This window comes from Lactococcus protaetiae, assembly GCF_006965445.1.
GTDB lineage: Bacteria > Bacillota > Bacilli > Lactobacillales > Streptococcaceae > Lactococcus > Lactococcus protaetiae.
Window position 1 is genome coordinate 400,454 of sequence record NZ_CP041356.1, and the last position, 13,601, is coordinate 414,054.

Annotated in this window: 24 protein-coding genes; 5 read left to right on the top strand and 19 right to left on the bottom strand. The window is 31.9% G+C overall.

The window, feature by feature from the left end; translation table 11 throughout:
• Positions 1–32: 32 nt before the first annotated feature.
• On the bottom strand, positions 33–836 hold the full coding sequence (locus tag FLP15_RS01990; RefSeq protein ID WP_142765804.1) for a hypothetical protein: 804 nt from the start codon (positions 834–836) through the stop codon (positions 33–35).
• A 284-nt stretch (positions 837–1,120) separates the two neighbouring features.
• Here FLP15_RS01990 and FLP15_RS01995 point away from each other — a divergent pair, with 284 nt between their 5' ends.
• Positions 1,121–1,348, top strand: a complete 228-nt coding sequence (locus FLP15_RS01995) for a hypothetical protein (RefSeq protein ID WP_142765805.1) — start codon at positions 1,121–1,123, stop codon at positions 1,346–1,348.
• A 130-nt stretch (positions 1,349–1,478) separates the two neighbouring features.
• On the opposite strand, the gene FLP15_RS02000 is transcribed toward FLP15_RS01995, so the two are convergent.
• The 9 genes from FLP15_RS02000 to FLP15_RS02035 all read right to left on the bottom strand — a co-directional run bounded on the left by FLP15_RS02000 (position 1,479) and on the right by FLP15_RS02035 (position 4,552).
• Positions 1,479–1,730: a hypothetical protein gene (locus FLP15_RS02000; RefSeq protein WP_142765806.1), complete on the bottom strand. Its 252-nt coding sequence runs from the start codon at positions 1,728–1,730 to the stop codon at positions 1,479–1,481.
• Positions 1,731–1,732: 2 nt separating this feature from the next.
• A complete protein-coding gene (locus FLP15_RS02005; RefSeq protein ID WP_120772699.1) occupies positions 1,733–2,002 on the bottom strand; it encodes a hypothetical protein in 270 nt (89 codons plus the stop codon).
• A complete protein-coding gene (locus FLP15_RS02010; protein WP_120772700.1) occupies positions 1,995–2,261 on the bottom strand; it encodes a hypothetical protein in 267 nt (88 codons plus the stop codon). Before FLP15_RS02010 ends, FLP15_RS02005 begins: the two co-directional genes overlap by 8 nt.
• A 160-nt stretch (positions 2,262–2,421) precedes the next feature.
• Positions 2,422–2,679: a hypothetical protein gene (locus tag FLP15_RS02015; protein ID WP_120772701.1), complete on the bottom strand. Its 258-nt coding sequence runs from the start codon at positions 2,677–2,679 to the stop codon at positions 2,422–2,424.
• Positions 2,676–2,957, bottom strand: coding sequence for a hypothetical protein (locus FLP15_RS02020; protein WP_223804691.1), 282 nt, complete (start codon positions 2,955–2,957; stop codon positions 2,676–2,678). The genes FLP15_RS02015 and FLP15_RS02020 overlap by 4 nt, the downstream gene beginning before the upstream one ends.
• The gene (locus FLP15_RS02025; protein ID WP_120772702.1) at positions 2,950–3,237 is read right to left on the bottom strand and encodes a hypothetical protein; all 288 of its coding nucleotides are present in this window, start codon (positions 3,235–3,237) and stop codon (positions 2,950–2,952) included. Before FLP15_RS02025 ends, FLP15_RS02020 begins: the two co-directional genes overlap by 8 nt.
• Before the next feature lie 4 nt (positions 3,238–3,241).
• Complete coding sequence (locus FLP15_RS02030) at positions 3,242–3,568, bottom strand: helix-turn-helix transcriptional regulator (RefSeq protein ID WP_142765807.1); 327 nt, start codon at positions 3,566–3,568, stop codon at positions 3,242–3,244.
• A 49-nt stretch (positions 3,569–3,617) separates the two neighbouring features.
• Positions 3,618–3,761, bottom strand: a complete 144-nt coding sequence (locus FLP15_RS12650; RefSeq protein ID WP_190288327.1) for a hypothetical protein — start codon at positions 3,759–3,761, stop codon at positions 3,618–3,620.
• An 83-nt stretch (positions 3,762–3,844) separates the two neighbouring features.
• Positions 3,845–4,552 carry a hypothetical protein gene (locus FLP15_RS02035; protein ID WP_142765808.1) on the bottom strand — a complete coding sequence of 236 codons (708 nt, stop codon included), beginning with the start codon at positions 4,550–4,552 and terminating at the stop codon, positions 3,845–3,847.
• A gap of 724 nt (positions 4,553–5,276) precedes the next feature.
• Between FLP15_RS02035 and FLP15_RS02040 the strand changes: the two genes are divergently transcribed.
• Positions 5,277–5,636: a helix-turn-helix domain-containing protein gene (locus tag FLP15_RS02040; protein ID WP_142765809.1), complete on the top strand. Its 360-nt coding sequence runs from the start codon at positions 5,277–5,279 to the stop codon at positions 5,634–5,636.
• 66 nt (positions 5,637–5,702) lie between these two features.
• Complete coding sequence (locus FLP15_RS02045; RefSeq protein WP_223804692.1) at positions 5,703–6,566, top strand: ImmA/IrrE family metallo-endopeptidase; 864 nt, start codon at positions 5,703–5,705, stop codon at positions 6,564–6,566.
• Positions 6,567–6,637: 71 nt separating this feature from the next.
• Here the strand turns inward: FLP15_RS02045 and FLP15_RS02050 are convergent, their stop codons facing one another.
• The 9 genes from FLP15_RS02050 to FLP15_RS02090 form a co-directional block, all read right to left on the bottom strand.
• On the bottom strand, positions 6,638–6,868 hold the full coding sequence (locus tag FLP15_RS02050) for a hypothetical protein (protein ID WP_142765811.1): 231 nt from the start codon (positions 6,866–6,868) through the stop codon (positions 6,638–6,640).
• The gene (locus FLP15_RS02055; protein ID WP_142765812.1) at positions 6,865–7,914 is read right to left on the bottom strand and encodes a synaptobrevin family protein; all 1,050 of its coding nucleotides are present in this window, start codon (positions 7,912–7,914) and stop codon (positions 6,865–6,867) included. Before FLP15_RS02055 ends, FLP15_RS02050 begins: the two co-directional genes overlap by 4 nt.
• 36 nt (positions 7,915–7,950) lie before the next feature.
• Positions 7,951–8,214 (bottom strand): YiaA/YiaB family inner membrane protein, encoded by a 264-nt coding sequence (locus tag FLP15_RS02060; RefSeq protein WP_142765813.1) that lies wholly within the window; start codon positions 8,212–8,214, stop codon positions 7,951–7,953.
• Positions 8,215–8,297: 83 nt separating this feature from the next.
• Complete coding sequence (locus FLP15_RS02065; RefSeq protein WP_120772709.1) at positions 8,298–8,549, bottom strand: EsaB/YukD family protein; 252 nt, start codon at positions 8,547–8,549, stop codon at positions 8,298–8,300.
• A 33-nt stretch (positions 8,550–8,582) separates the two neighbouring features.
• The gene (locus tag FLP15_RS02070) at positions 8,583–8,867 is read right to left on the bottom strand and encodes a hypothetical protein (protein ID WP_142765814.1); all 285 of its coding nucleotides are present in this window, start codon (positions 8,865–8,867) and stop codon (positions 8,583–8,585) included.
• Between the two features lie 7 nt (positions 8,868–8,874).
• Positions 8,875–10,242, bottom strand: a complete 1,368-nt coding sequence (locus FLP15_RS02075; RefSeq protein WP_142765815.1) for a hypothetical protein — start codon at positions 10,240–10,242, stop codon at positions 8,875–8,877.
• A complete protein-coding gene (locus FLP15_RS02080; RefSeq protein WP_142765816.1) occupies positions 10,233–10,811 on the bottom strand; it encodes a hypothetical protein in 579 nt (192 codons plus the stop codon). The genes FLP15_RS02075 and FLP15_RS02080 overlap by 10 nt, the downstream gene beginning before the upstream one ends.
• 9 nt (positions 10,812–10,820) lie before the next feature.
• On the bottom strand, positions 10,821–11,096 hold the full coding sequence (locus FLP15_RS02085; RefSeq protein WP_142765817.1) for a TIGR04197 family type VII secretion effector: 276 nt from the start codon (positions 11,094–11,096) through the stop codon (positions 10,821–10,823).
• 553 nt (positions 11,097–11,649) lie between these two features.
• Complete coding sequence (locus FLP15_RS02090) at positions 11,650–11,952, bottom strand: helix-turn-helix domain-containing protein (protein WP_223804693.1); 303 nt, start codon at positions 11,950–11,952, stop codon at positions 11,650–11,652.
• Between the two features lie 137 nt (positions 11,953–12,089).
• On the opposite strand from FLP15_RS02090, the gene FLP15_RS02095 reads away from it, so the two are divergent.
• Both FLP15_RS02095 and FLP15_RS12955 read left to right on the top strand, forming a co-directional pair.
• Entirely contained in the window at positions 12,090–12,890 is an 801-nt protein-coding gene (locus FLP15_RS02095; RefSeq protein ID WP_142765819.1) for an FxLYD domain-containing protein, read from the top strand.
• A 490-nt stretch (positions 12,891–13,380) separates the two neighbouring features.
• The gene (locus FLP15_RS12955; RefSeq protein ID WP_223804694.1) at positions 13,381–13,590 is read left to right on the top strand and encodes a hypothetical protein; all 210 of its coding nucleotides are present in this window, start codon (positions 13,381–13,383) and stop codon (positions 13,588–13,590) included.
• The last annotated feature ends 11 nt before the right edge of the window (positions 13,591–13,601 follow it).

A 13,601-nucleotide genomic window follows, 5' to 3' on the forward strand; every position in this document is an offset into this window, starting at 1 on the left:
TTTGGAAATAATTTTTTCATTTAAAGCCCTCATTATTTATTTTGATTGCCTTTTTGATTGTTGTTTCCATTTTCTGGTTGTTTTGGAGCTTCGGCTTTAACGGGTTCTGCTTTAGGAGAACTTGATGGAGTGACAGCTTTCACGTCATCAGCTTTAAGAGAGAGAGAAACTCGAATATTCTCCACCTGACTTTGGTCACGATAAAGTGTTGCTGATACTGTACCTGATAATTGGAAATGAGTAAATAAAGGAAGTTCTCGAACGTTCGAATCCAAGTTCAAAACATCAATTGAATACATTTCATTATTCAACGTTGAGCGAGCTTGAATCACAAACTTTTCAATCTCACCTGTCGGTTGACCTTCTGCATCACGAAAGATTTTAGGTTCAACAGAAATAAGAATGAAATCCCCAAAGGTTTTCTCAATATCAATCATTGATGAAATATTCCCGTTCCCTGTTCTGAAACTAGAAGTAAAATCGTCTGAACGCCCCTTAACAAAAGCCACAGGGTCAACGGCATCTCCTTTTTTAGCACTTGATGCCAATGGTGTAAAGGTCAAAAATGTTGATTGATTATCTTCATCAATTGAACGGATAGAAGGCTGAATAACGATTTGACCGAAAGTAACTTCTTCTCCAATTTCAACTTCTTCAGCACGTCTAGCTTCGGTTACATAGATTTCAGCAAGACCCACCGTTTGAGTAGTCACTGGATATTTTACTTTTGTTCCTGTATTACGTCCTCCAACCTGCGCCCGTGATGTATTTGCAACAAGTACCGCTTTCCCAAAAAAGTTTTCTTTAAGTGTGAAGCGTGGTAGTGAATTTGACATAGTTTTATTTCTCCATTTTTCTATTTATTTTTTTGTTCTGAAAAACCCCAAAATCAGGGTGATTTCGGAGCCATTGTTTTTGATTACCGTTAACTAACAGTATTTTTGGTGGTATATCTTTCACTTTTTCTAGCATATTTCCTCTCTTTTTTAGAGTTATAGTTTATTGACTTTGCGGTCAAATGGTTTTACTTTGTGGTATACTTAAATTGTTACAAACCTTTTGCTTCACCTCGAAAACTTTGGATATACTATTTGCAATCTTAGAAAACGAGGAAAGCAAAATGGTAAGTGACATTTTAGAAATTATCTTTGAGGGATTAGAACTTTTGATTTATGGAATAATAGAACTGCTTATTTCTATATTCTGGTGGACTATCTCAATATTGAAATGGTTAATCACCCGTGTAATAACAGCCCTTCTAACTATTGTTATTACACAACATCAAAAAGAATGCTTTGATTTTATTGAATTGTCTATTCAAGCTTTAAAAAATCATCTACAAAGATAAGTTCGAACTCTTAAAATATAACTATTCAATATAAAAATATCAGTGATAGTGATGTTTATTTTAAGAGCAAGCAGAAGAAAAAACTTTTTCTGCTTTTTAATTTATTGACATCTCGGTCAATTAGTTTAAATCACAAGTTATTACTATTATCTTTTAGAAATGCTGATAATTTTGGAAAATCAACCGCATATTCATCAAGAATAGTCACTTGGACAAGATGAACTATTAGAAGTCCTGTAGAAACATTATTTTTAAAACTTTCAGAAATTTCATTATCATCTTGAATTCTTAATTGGAGTTCTTCCAAATTACGCTGACATTGCGATAAATTTTTCACAGAACGAGCTAGAACTTCTCTTTCTTCCTTAGCAATTTTACCCATTGTTACTCACCCGCTAAAATCTTTTCTTTTCCACGTTCAAAGGCTTCTTCAACCAATCGGTGACAGTCTTCTCTTTCCTTAGCGAGTCGTTCTAACAAATACTGCTTTTTAATAGCTTCTTGAATTGAACGCTCAAAATCATCAAGGTCAGGAATCTTTTTTTCAAGTTCTTCTTCTGAAAGCGCAATATCTACCCGTAAAGGAATTGACTTTCCACATGAAATATCTAATATTAAATTCAGAGCTTCTACTTGTGTTTTGATTTTAGGCATAATTTTTGTTTTTCCTTTCATTCCATAAAAAAATCACTGCGTTATTATATGAACCAGTGATTTTTATTTCATATGTTTTATAAATCTTATAAAGGTTAGGATAAAGCTCTTTTAAATGTTTAAGCCTTAACATAGCCTTATCATAAGCTTCACGTAATGCTTGTGAGTTATCCCAATCTAAACAACGACTTGTTTCAAAACGGACGTAAATTTCCCTACACTCTTTTTCTGCTTGAAAGCATTGTGAGGATAATTTCATTTCTTTTTTCCTTTCACTTAAATTTATACGCACTTATGCGGAACGTGAGAATCGAACTCACTTTATTCAACCGAGAAATCCTTTTTCCGCTAATAAAAAATTGCTCTCTCAATCATGAGAAAGCAATCATTAGGAGTAAATAAACCTTTTTATGACTTATTCAGGTCAAGTTATTTAATTCAACAACACAAATTAAACCCTCCCCATAAATATTTTCTGCCCAATTCAACACGCTTTCTAAGGCATTTTCAGCACGTTTTCTACTAGAATAAGCTTTAGCCATACTTTTAACTTCAGAAAAGACCGCATATCTACTTCCCTGAACTATAAATGATTCTCCTGTATAATATCCCTCTAAAAACTTTATCGTACTCTTAATGACATACAAAGTCGTCTCTTTGTCTTTAGCTTTTGTCATTTCTTTCCCTCTTCAATCGCTGCAAGTGCTTCATTTTCAGCCAGCACATCTTCAATATTTCTTCCAGTCACTTTTTCGATATAATCAGCTGCGTTTTTTTGAGTTTTAGCTAACTCAGCAAGTTTACTATCGGCAATATTTCCTTCAACAATATTTTGATTAATGTTTGCGGCAGCACTTATATAAATTAATGTATGAATTAATTCATCACGTTCTTTCTTGACTTCTTCAAGCTCTCGCAATGCTTTAAGCGTTGTTGCATTTTCTAAATCATTCACTTTCGATACCTACGATTTCTTCTAAGTAGTTATCAATGAAAAATGACCAATCATTTCTGTGATGAACCTTGATGATTTTTAGTGCTTCTACTAAAATATCACGCTGTTTCTTGACTTTTTCAAGCTCAAGTTTGTCAGTGCTGACAGAGCCGTCGGTAAATAACCGCATAAGTAGCTTTTTCTGAAAATTTATCTTCTTCTTATTTGTAGAAGTTGAGCATATCATTCTGTAAATTTCAAGATTTTCCTCAAATTCTTCTGTTTTATTAAGTTGTCTCATTTCTTTATCCTCTCACAGCAAAACATTGTTCCATATATTCTAAGCAAGCTCTTGAACGTAAGCCATTTGAATCGCCATATTTTGCATTTTGCTCCAAAACGTCCATCACAAAATTGAATATTTCCATTTGCTTAGTAAGCCCTAGAATCCAAAATAAGTTTTTGTTATAAAACTCAGAAAAACGAATCAATAATTCTGTATCTGGCTTTGTCTGTCCTTTTTCATATCTGATATATGTTCTTTCAGTCAAACCCAAAGCATCACATACTTGATTTTGAGTTAAATTATTCATATGTCTTAAATCTGAAAGTCGCTCTGCAATAGTCGTCATTTGTTTATCTCCAAATAAAAAAACAGCCTTTGAAAGACTGTTTGAGTGATTAATTGACTTGAACGGGTTCAACACCGTATCTAATACTATGACCTGCAAGAAGCAAATTTGTTGCTTCTTCTGAATTTGCTGTTGAAGTAGCGTAAGCTTGAGCTTCTCCTAAAGTATTAAATGTTTGCGACCATCTACGCACTCCATCAACTGAAACCCAGCCTACATACTTATATACTGGTGTTGGTTGTGAGGGTTGTGTTGGTATAGAACTAGACGGAGGTGTTACTGGTGTCGTCGGTTGTTGAGTGTTTCCCCAGCATTGTTATTACCATTTGATGATGAATTACCTTGTGATGCTCCACCTGTATTACTTTGCCCTGAATTGTATGAAGAATTGGCATTATTTGAGCTTTGATTACTATTTGAATTTGTATTTGATGATTGACTTTGAGCCGTTGTGCTACTTGTTGTTTGATTAGCTGTACTTGCTTTTGTTGCTTCTGCTTTTTTCTTCTCTGCTTCAACTTTTACTTTTTGAGTAGAAATAGCTTGTTTGACTTTATCCAGCCGAGCTTGTTGTGACTTTTTATCTTTTTCAAGGTAGCTGTCTTTTTCTGCATTGATTGCATTTTGTGCCTTTGTCACATCAACCTCTTTTTTAGATTTTTCGGCAATCGCAATTAAGCCGTCAGTTGCTTTCAACTGATTGAGCAAACTTTTCAATTTATCCACTTCTGGTTGATATATTTTTTGATTTTTAGCACTCAATTTCTTAATCGCTGTTTCAGCACTTTTTATGTCTTCATCTTTACGTGAAGTATAAGCTTTTTGTATCGCTACTCTAGCTTTTTCTTTCAAATCGTTTGTCTTTTTCTCTAGTTGTGATGTTTCATCTTTCTTACTTTCAACTTTAGAACCACCACACGCTGATAACATACCTACTGATAGCAATGCAATAGTCGCAAGTGCAACTGTACTTTTCTTATTCATAATTTACTCCTTTAATGCTCCTATTGTTACTTTATTATAACATAAAGTAACAACATAATTATCTTAAAATTAAGAGAAATAGCGGATTTGAACCACTATCTGATGAATCATCTATTTTTCTTAAACTAATTTCTCATAAAAAACCTATCGCCATTTTTCTAAAAATAAAGGCACTTTAGAAAGTATCTCTCTTTTCATGAGTGTTATCTTTATTCCTAAATAAATATTGATTGGTTTTTACTTTATTCTCACTTTAAATTAAAAAAAAAAGAATTGACCTTTATCAATTCTTTTGCTTTTATAACTCTATTTTATTCTATTAATTAAAGGGAAGATGAAGATTTTTGACAGACTTCCCCTTAACAACGTGTATTTTCCTGACTATTTCACAACAGTCTGGGCTTTCGCTATCGGGGCGCATCATACTGCTTCCTCCCTAGCTAGTGGATAAGTGGCACTAGCGCCGGTTATTTAATTGGAATAAAGCTATGAATCTCAATAAACTTTTAGTACACATTGACTTTTCTCCTTTAGAAATGTTAAAATAATAATTGTCTAGGTTATTAATTTAACATTTCAGTGGAGGTTGCCAAAGCGCGCTTCCGCTTATTTTCGTTTATGTAATTAATAGAACTATTAACTACATAAACCATTTTAATACTACTACTAATTTTTGTCAAGTATAAACTTCTATTTTTTTAATTTTTTTTGGAGAAAGTAAAATATGTTCTATGAACGCCTAAAATCACTAGCAAATGAAAAGAAAAAATCACTAAATCAAATTGAAAATGACTTAGGTTTCTCAAAAAATACATTATATAATTCTAAAAAATATACTCCTCAGGGCGATAAGTTAGCCAAATTAGCCGAATACTTTGGTGTCAGCATAGACTATCTTTTAGGAAAGAAAGATACTCGAGATAATGAACCTTTAACAGAAGAAGAAAACGAACTTATCGCTGCTTTTCGCATGGAAAGAGAAGATATGACCCCTGATGAACAAATTCAATTTAATAAAGCACTTAAAGACCTTATGAAATATGCTAAAGATACTTTAAATGACGATTCTAAGTGGAAAAAATAAGATGATTTTATGAAAAAATACGAATACAGAATCGTTAATACTAACACTTATAGCAGATGTCTTAATATGGCAAATGAACTTATTGAACAAATTTCCATACAATTAAAAATCTCAAAATCTAAAATTTTACCCTCTGATATAATCATATTTTTTGAAAATCAACATAATATAAAATTCAATTTTTTTGAAGCAGACAACTCAAACAATCAGGTTGTATATAAAGACTTAATACCAAATGCAGAATTTAAACTTGTAGATAATAGTTTAATTAATCGTATATCTGGTGCAACATTTCCTAACAAGGGCAGAATCTTAATTTTGATAAATCAAACCATGCCCTTACCTCGTATTATTTTTACAATACTACATGAACTTTGCCATCTTCATTTTCATAACTTAGAACAAAACAAAAGAATATTTGCTTCTAAATTTTCAGGTATTTATCCTGATGAATTAATGCCTTTTGAAGATGAAGCAAATATTATCGCTTCAATTTTATTTTGTCCTACGGAAAAATTAGAAACATTATTAACTCGAAATTATTCTTTTAATAGAATTTGCGCATTAATTAACATAAGCAAAACTGCATTACGCAATAGAATATTAAATTATCTTTATCACATCATCAGACTAGATTACAAAGAAGCTTCTAATCTAGTTGAAAATTTTAAAAATGATAACTATAAAGCTACAAACAAAATTAAAAATCTAATCAATAAAAAGAATATCAAACGAACGACTATCAAATTTTATCCTGTCAAAACAAGTCGAGGTGTGATTGAAGACTATCAAACTTGCTTAAAGTTTCTGCAAAATCTGTCTATAAACGAACTTCTCTTTGAACAAGAATATGCACATTTTTCTAAAAATCGTGTACTAGAGCAACTTATCATGAATGAATATTTACGGAAACAACAAAGCAATATTTAATGCAATTTTTGAACAAAATAAAAAGACCTATAAAATTTGTATTTTCATAAGTCTTTTATTTTTTTAATTTTTTAGTTTAATTTAACCAAGCTTGGATAATCCGATTTCAAACTATCTAAAGCTGCCTGAATAGAATCATAAGAACTATACTCATCATATACATCATCTTTCGTTAATGATGCAACATTTATCTTATCGCCATTTAATTCTAGTCCTTTATAGCCATAAATATAATAACTTGTTGTTTTCGTATGTTGACCAAAAAAATTTGAATCATCAATAATTTTATAAATGGAAATCACAGAAAAACCTCTGAATTGGAATCTTGAATATTTTCCCCAATGAAATAACTTTCTTGTCGAGTAATAGTATAGGTATCATAATCATCAGACTTTTTATCACTTCTTACCACAGTATCAATTTGGCTAAGTAAATCATTCAAGTTTGAAATTTTGGGAGAATCTAAAAGTCCTGAAACTTTAATAGTTGTATCTCCTTTACCTGAAAGAATAAATCCTTTCTTAGCTAATGCCGCCACATAAGAATTAGAAAGATACATTTTTACAGAATCGCCATTTGTTAAATTTTTTCCACCCTCATCAGCTAAATATGAATCAGTAGTCTGACTTAAATTAAAAATTTCATCATTGTAAGTGAGTGAGCCAAAATGATTATATCCTATAACTTTTATGGGATATTTTTTTATAATATCAGAAATCTTATAAACTGTTGATTTTTCTAACCCTGAAACTGTCAATGCTTTTTTTGCTGATTTAATCGGATTATCTTTAAGGCTAGTTGTCACACTTAATGTTATCTTATCGCCATTTGATAAGTTATTATCTTTACTTAATTTGACTACTGTATCATCTAAATATTTCGTTAACTGAGCCATTTTAGTAATATTAGCAGTTAAAACATCATCATTTCCTTTTTTTACCGCATCCACATCAGAACTACTATAACCTACTTTTTTAGCTATAATAGCTTCCATCTCATTTTTATAATTCTCTGATAATACAGCAATTCCTAATTTATTATAACCAGAATATTTTACATCTATATTAGTAATGATATTTTTAGGACGGCTATTAACAAAAGAAAACACGCCAATAATTAAAACAATTATAAAAACAATACTACCTGCTAAAATAATATACTGTTTATTTTTACCACCAAATCTTTGTTTCAAGCTCACAGCATCAAGCTTTGAAATATTTTCAGTTTTATCTTCTAGCGTTTCTTCAAATTCAAATTCGCCATTTTCTTTAGCCTTCAAAAATTCTTCAACAGATGGCTCTCTACCATTCATTTGTCGAAACGCTTGTTTCCACTCCTCTTTTGTCATAAATTCTCCTTAAATTTTGAACAATTCTTTTTATACTTAATCGGCTGATGCATCCGTATCTCGAAACATCTTATTGTATCTTTCTTCATCTTCTTGATTATCTCTTACCACTTTAGCCACAGTAAAAGAAGATGAAATCAAACCAACCGCAGCCATTAAGTAATACCCCTTAACCATCAATGGCTCTTTTAATGCGTATAAGCCAATCAACAATAAAACTACAAAAAATGCAAATGCTCCCCATGCCATCATTTGATAAGCGGGTGTATTCCGATAAACTTTTTTCTTAATATTATTCATTACTTTCTTTTCCTTTCAAACATTAAAAAACCAAAACTTTTGGTATTCAATTATTCTGTTTTTATCTTAATTTAATTATCATCTCAATCCCAAACAATAACAAATACATCCCCATTCCCAACAGGATAATCTGCTAAAAAGTCCGTTCCATCAAAATGAAGATGTTTTCCTTTAACGTCAAGTTTCCAATTTTGGGGTAAAAAAACTTGATTTGAACGAAACATATTATCAAGTAATTCTATCAGGCGATTTACTGTTACTTGAATAGGAATAACTAAATCTAATTGTCGCCCCTCATATTCAAGGCTTATAGTAATATGTGTATCTGTTCGCATAGTAACCTATTTCTACCAACCATAAAAGAAAATTCAAAAATCATAATCTTTCTTCAAATCTTCAAAAAGCTCTTTAACCTGTGGAGACAATCCTTCTTTTTGTTCCATTTCTAACTCTCTAAGTCTAGCAATCAAAATACGCATAGTTGTACCAAAATGTTGGTGAGAATTAATCGAATCTCTTGCTAAAAACAAAGCTCTTTTTTCCTCATAACTCTTAGAGTACCTAGACCTTGTAACAACCATGGTATCTATTCTTACATAGTAATGTGTTTGTTTTTTAGTTAAATCATTAACCCCATCTTTAAAAAAACTCATTGTTTATCTACTGTGCTCCTGTTCCTGCAAATATAGGTCCTTGCCCTGAATTATCTGTCATTGTAGAAGAATTTTGCTTATTCTCAATCTCACGTTTCTTTTTCGCTTCAGATTCTAACCGAGCTAATTCTTCAAGATATTCTTTCCCTTTTTTCTTAATAGTTGTAGTTTCCAAAGTTGAATTGATTTCTCCAAATTGAGTTAAAGCGTTAGCGAATCTATTGGCATAAAGTAAACCATTGTTTTCATCTTCAGGATTAGGCATTTTCTTATTATTTTCAATTATTCTATCTGGATCAGCAACATACCCTAAAAGGTGCTTCATAGAGCTCCCTGCTTCAATTGAAACTAATTTGTTTGTTGTCGTATTTACAACATAACGAATCACATTATCTGAATCTGGCTCTCCATAACTAACAGTAATCAACTCTATATTATCATTATCATGTATTTTAGGATATTCTTTTATTTTTGAAAAATAAGCATTAACCACTTCTGAGGTTTGTTTAAGTTTATCAAGTTCTTTTTGATTTTTACCTAATTTTTGGAAAGTAAGATAAAGTTTTTCAGCTTCTTCAAGTGAAATTCCCATCTCTGAACTTAATTTTTCAATTGCTTTTAATTCACTTAAACGATTTTTATATTTATTTTTTATTTTACTATCCGTATAACTCGTTCCGTTATCAAGAGATTGATTTCTCATTGTACTCAACCAATTCAAATTAGAGCCTACTGGATATTTAGGATTGCCCCCACTATCAAAAGTCGTTCCATTGAGCATTTTTATCCCCTGCATTGCAGATTGAAAAACAGCTAGACTATCTGAAAAAAGAGAGGCGGTCATACTTGAAAAGCTTTCTAATGCGTTCATTTTCTCTTCATAACCCTGTTTCAATCGCTCTAACCGTTCCAATTGTTCTTGTAGTGCCTGTGCTTCACTGAACGTTCGAACACTTTCAAGAACATTCCCTCCCAAAACATTAGACATTTGAACTGAAAAATCTTGGTCAAGTTGAATTTGTTCTTCAACAGTACGCATTGTTTCTTGAATCAATCGATGCTGTTGTTGCAAAATCTCCATATCTAAATGTCCATAGTGACTAATACTGCTATCTGCCGACTTATAAGCTGAAAGGTCTGATTTTATATCCTCAATCGCCTGTTTCACTTTTAGTATTGTTGGGTGAATCACTGCTTCAAAAAGATTCTTGCCCGCATGATAAGCCACTCCTGATAATTCCCCACGGTTTAGTGTTGAAATTAAATGCGTACTCCCTTTACTCATTCCATTTGTTATTTGGTAAGAAATAGTTATATTTGAACTTAGCGCTTCAATCAACTCGTGTGATTCACCACTATCATAAATCAATCCCATGCTAGTTTATTCCTTTCTGCCCCTAATCTATCAATATCATCTTGTAAAGTTTGACGCATTTTTTGAGTGAACTGTTCCTGTGCTTCTTCCTGACGAAAACTAATATTTTTAATCTGTGAAAAAACATCTTGCAATTCATCATTTTCTCTTTCAGCTTGTGAAGGATTAAATTTTGATATTTGATATAATAATTCTTCATTTTGGCTTAATTGATGATAGCGCTCTTGTTCTAATCTATGATTTCTTTCAACCGTGCGATTTTTCAATTGCATGACATCATCAGTTTGATTTTCTTTTGCCATAATTTTTTGATTATAAGCGAGACGTTCTAACTCATTTTTATCTTTTGAAATTTTTCGTGTGCCAAAGTCTAGTGCCTCAAATTGTACCGTTTGCTTTTTCCGAAAAGTTGAAACATTGGGCTGTTTCTCTTGATTACTATTTTTCTGCCGTTCTGCTCGTTTCTGATTTTCCTTTAGCTGATTTTCTCGCCATATTTTTAAGTGTTCTTTAGGGTCAAGTCCTGCCCATATTGCAAGTGTTTTTGCCCATTCCTCATTTGCTTCCATAAATACTCTCTACTTTTTGAACTGTTGCGCATCTGAAATATCTCGTTCCTCAATTTTATGAGCAAGTTCAGGAAATTTTTTAGCTTGTTTAAGAATAACCGAGGAGAAATCAGAAACAAGATTGAGCATTTGATTAGACACGCTTTCCCCTGCCTTCATACTAGCAATATTGCTTGACCCTAAACTTATGGTCTTATTTTTATGTGAACTAGTATCTATCCCCACTAATTCAGAAATAGCTCCTTGTGCTACTATTGAGTTAGAACTTAGTTTCGATGTTCCCATTATGTAAAATTCTCCTTAAGTTTTCATGTGATTCTAATTAAGTTTATTTTACAGTTTTTAGAAGGGATTTGCAACTGCTTACCCCATTTTATTTACAATTAATATTTCAAATTTACAAAATAAAAAGCCACTAGTTCTTTTTTTGATTAGTGCCTTTTTATTTTATAAATTTACATATTATTCTTTGCTTGGTTAGTTTTTTGGTTAGTTTTCTTGTTTTCTATTCTACATTTGTTATTTTACTGGCTTCACGAAGTCCTCTGCTTCATAGTATAATTATAACATTTTTTTCATTGAATTTTAGACAAATTCCATCTAAAAAAGAAAACCTGAACAGTCAGGTTTTCTAACGCTGTTAAAGATGAAATCGTCTAAAACATTATTCAGAGCGATTTAGCTGTTTAAACAAGGAAATAATCTCTAAAATAATTTGAATTTGAGATTCTGTGAGACCGCTCAAGTCAACATCTTTAGTATCCATGATAAAACTCTCCTTTCACCATAGACGATGTAAAACTTGCACTAAAAAAACACTGCAAAAATCTGCAATGTCTTATTTTTCTTTCAAAGCATTAAACTGCTCAAATTCATTAATCAAACGCAGCACAATTTGAAGCTGCTCATCCGTCAAAGACGATGTATTAAACTCCTTGTCGTCAGACAAACCCAATAAATAGTCAGCCGAAACATCAAAAATCTGACAAAGTTGGATAAGCACCTCAACTGATGGGTACTTTCGACTTTTCTCGTAGGCAGAAATTGTTGCACTTACGACTCCAATCCTCGTTGATAAGTCACTTTGCGTCATCATTTTTTTAAGTCTCAAAGCTCGCAACTTATCCCCAAAATATTCCATTCCCATATTACTACCTCAGAATAAGCCTATCAAAACAAAAGAAACTTTAAGACTGATTTTTGTCTTTTAGTTGATATCAAGATTTGTTTAAGATATAATGAAAGCGAATATAAAATTTAATTTTTAGGAGAAAATTTATGAAAAGATTGTTAATCTTACCTATAACCTTACTTATCTCATTATTCATTCTCGCTTCATGTAGCTCACCTTCAAAAATCTCCACTCCCAAATATGCTGACAAAAAATTTATAACTGCATTATCACAAGGATTAGAAAATCGTTGGAAACTAGGAGATGAATACGATAAAATTAAAGATCCATCAACCGCACAAACAAAGGAATATTATCATAAATTTGTTCAGGCAGAATTAGAAAACATTTCACCCCTCAAAGATAAAAAATTTAAAGATTCAAAACTTCAAGCTTTAGTTATTCAATATTACAATGCGTTAGAAGATTCTAAGAAATCAATCAACTCGCTTGATAGTTTGGATGGAGCAAAAGCATGGAGTGCAGCATACGATACCCGTACAAAATTATTAGTTCAATTTAAAGAGAGTTATCATTTAAAAGTAAGTAAAAAGTATCAGTCTTATCTTGATAATCTTGAAAAAGATGGACAAAAAGCGCAACAAACCGATGAAGTAAAAACAAAAGTTACTGCAATGACAAACGCCATCAACTTTAAGTACATTCCTGAACAATATGACGATACTTATAAAAAATATCAAGCTACCGTTGAAAACACCACTGGAGTGAACTTATCTAGCTTTTCAGGCCAAGTCAATCTAATTAATGCAAATGGTGTAACTGTAGATAGCACTTATATCAATACTGATAATTGGAAAGCAGGTGCCAAAGTATTATTTGAATTTACCACTGATAAAACATTTTCTAAAACTGTTATCACCCCCGAGTACCAAGTTGCTGGCAACTAATTTGTTAAATTAGGTAATAAATTATGAATAACGAAAACAACGAAAATTTTTTTCTCTATCAGACATACACATTGATAGTATGGACAAGGAGGAAGGCGACTTTAATGATGTCATAAATATTCTCCCAATTAAATCTTCTAAAATCATAAAAAATTCATTTTCAAAAGCACAAACAAAAGCAGAAAAACTTTTGAAAGAGAAATCACAAAAATTTGATTCAATTTTTGAGCCCTTTCTCACTGATGTGACTCCCAAGATTCGAAAAAATGTCATAAGACAATTCATTTTGCGAGCCTCACATCGGCAATCGTTGGATTTTCTCCTATTCCTTTTTCAGATGCCGTATTGCTTGTATCAATCCAGCTTTCAATGCTGACGCGTCTATATATCATTTTTGGTGAAAAATGGTAAGAAGGACTTACCAAAAATCTAACAAAAGAGTTAGTATGTCGTAGGGTTAGGAAAAAGCGCAGTCGGAAATCTTCTAAAATTGATTCCTACTACAGGAACTGTTACAGGAGGAATAATCAACCCCACCGTTGCCTCAACAATTACTGAAACACTCGGTTGGCTCACTGTAAAAGCCCTCAATGATGGCGAAGATATTTTTGATGAAGCAGCATCATTTAAGGAGCAATTTAATACTTTGTACTCCACCCTATCAGAAACGACAAAAAAGAAAGTTAATTCTAAAAAATAATTAGGAGAAAT

Excerpts from the sequence above, each read along its gene's own strand:
- FLP15_RS01990 (WP_142765804.1), bottom strand. The coding sequence starts at position 836 with ATGTCAAATTCACTACCACGCTTCACACTTAAAGAAAACTTTTTTGGG.
- FLP15_RS02080 (WP_142765816.1), bottom strand. The coding sequence starts at position 10,811 with ATGGAAGCAAATGAGGAATGGGCAAAAACACTTGCAATATGGGCAGGA.
- FLP15_RS02010 (WP_120772700.1), bottom strand. The coding sequence starts at position 2,261 with ATGAAATTATCCTCACAATGCTTTCAAGCAGAAAAAGAGTGTAGGGAA.
- FLP15_RS02070 (WP_142765814.1), bottom strand. The coding sequence starts at position 8,867 with ATGAGTTTTTTTAAAGATGGGGTTAATGATTTAACTAAAAAACAAACA.
- FLP15_RS02015 (WP_120772701.1), bottom strand. The coding sequence starts at position 2,679 with ATGACAAAAGCTAAAGACAAAGAGACGACTTTGTATGTCATTAAGAGT.
- FLP15_RS02055 (WP_142765812.1), bottom strand. The coding sequence starts at position 7,914 with ATGACAAAAGAGGAGTGGAAACAAGCGTTTCGACAAATGAATGGTAGA.
- FLP15_RS02095 (WP_142765819.1), top strand. The coding sequence starts at position 12,090 with ATGAAAAGATTGTTAATCTTACCTATAACCTTACTTATCTCATTATTC.
- FLP15_RS02030 (WP_142765807.1), bottom strand. The coding sequence starts at position 3,568 with ATGACGACTATTGCAGAGCGACTTTCAGATTTAAGACATATGAATAAT.
- FLP15_RS02065 (WP_120772709.1), bottom strand. The coding sequence starts at position 8,549 with ATGCGAACAGATACACATATTACTATAAGCCTTGAATATGAGGGGCGA.
- FLP15_RS02075 (WP_142765815.1), bottom strand. The coding sequence starts at position 10,242 with ATGGGATTGATTTATGATAGTGGTGAATCACACGAGTTGATTGAAGCG.
- FLP15_RS01995 (WP_142765805.1), top strand. The coding sequence starts at position 1,121 with ATGGTAAGTGACATTTTAGAAATTATCTTTGAGGGATTAGAACTTTTG.
- FLP15_RS02085 (WP_142765817.1), bottom strand. The coding sequence starts at position 11,096 with ATGGGAACATCGAAACTAAGTTCTAACTCAATAGTAGCACAAGGAGCT.
- FLP15_RS02040 (WP_142765809.1), top strand. The coding sequence starts at position 5,277 with ATGTTCTATGAACGCCTAAAATCACTAGCAAATGAAAAGAAAAAATCA.
- FLP15_RS02000 (WP_142765806.1), bottom strand. The coding sequence starts at position 1,730 with ATGGGTAAAATTGCTAAGGAAGAAAGAGAAGTTCTAGCTCGTTCTGTG.
- FLP15_RS02060 (WP_142765813.1), bottom strand. The coding sequence starts at position 8,214 with ATGAATAATATTAAGAAAAAAGTTTATCGGAATACACCCGCTTATCAA.
- FLP15_RS02090 (WP_223804693.1), bottom strand. The coding sequence starts at position 11,952 with ATGGAATATTTTGGGGATAAGTTGCGAGCTTTGAGACTTAAAAAAATG.
- FLP15_RS02045 (WP_223804692.1), top strand. The coding sequence starts at position 5,703 with ATGGCAAATGAACTTATTGAACAAATTTCCATACAATTAAAAATCTCA.
- FLP15_RS02025 (WP_120772702.1), bottom strand. The coding sequence starts at position 3,237 with ATGAGACAACTTAATAAAACAGAAGAATTTGAGGAAAATCTTGAAATT.
- FLP15_RS02005 (WP_120772699.1), bottom strand. The coding sequence starts at position 2,002 with ATGCCTAAAATCAAAACACAAGTAGAAGCTCTGAATTTAATATTAGAT.
- FLP15_RS02035 (WP_142765808.1), bottom strand. The coding sequence starts at position 4,552 with ATGAATAAGAAAAGTACAGTTGCACTTGCGACTATTGCATTGCTATCA.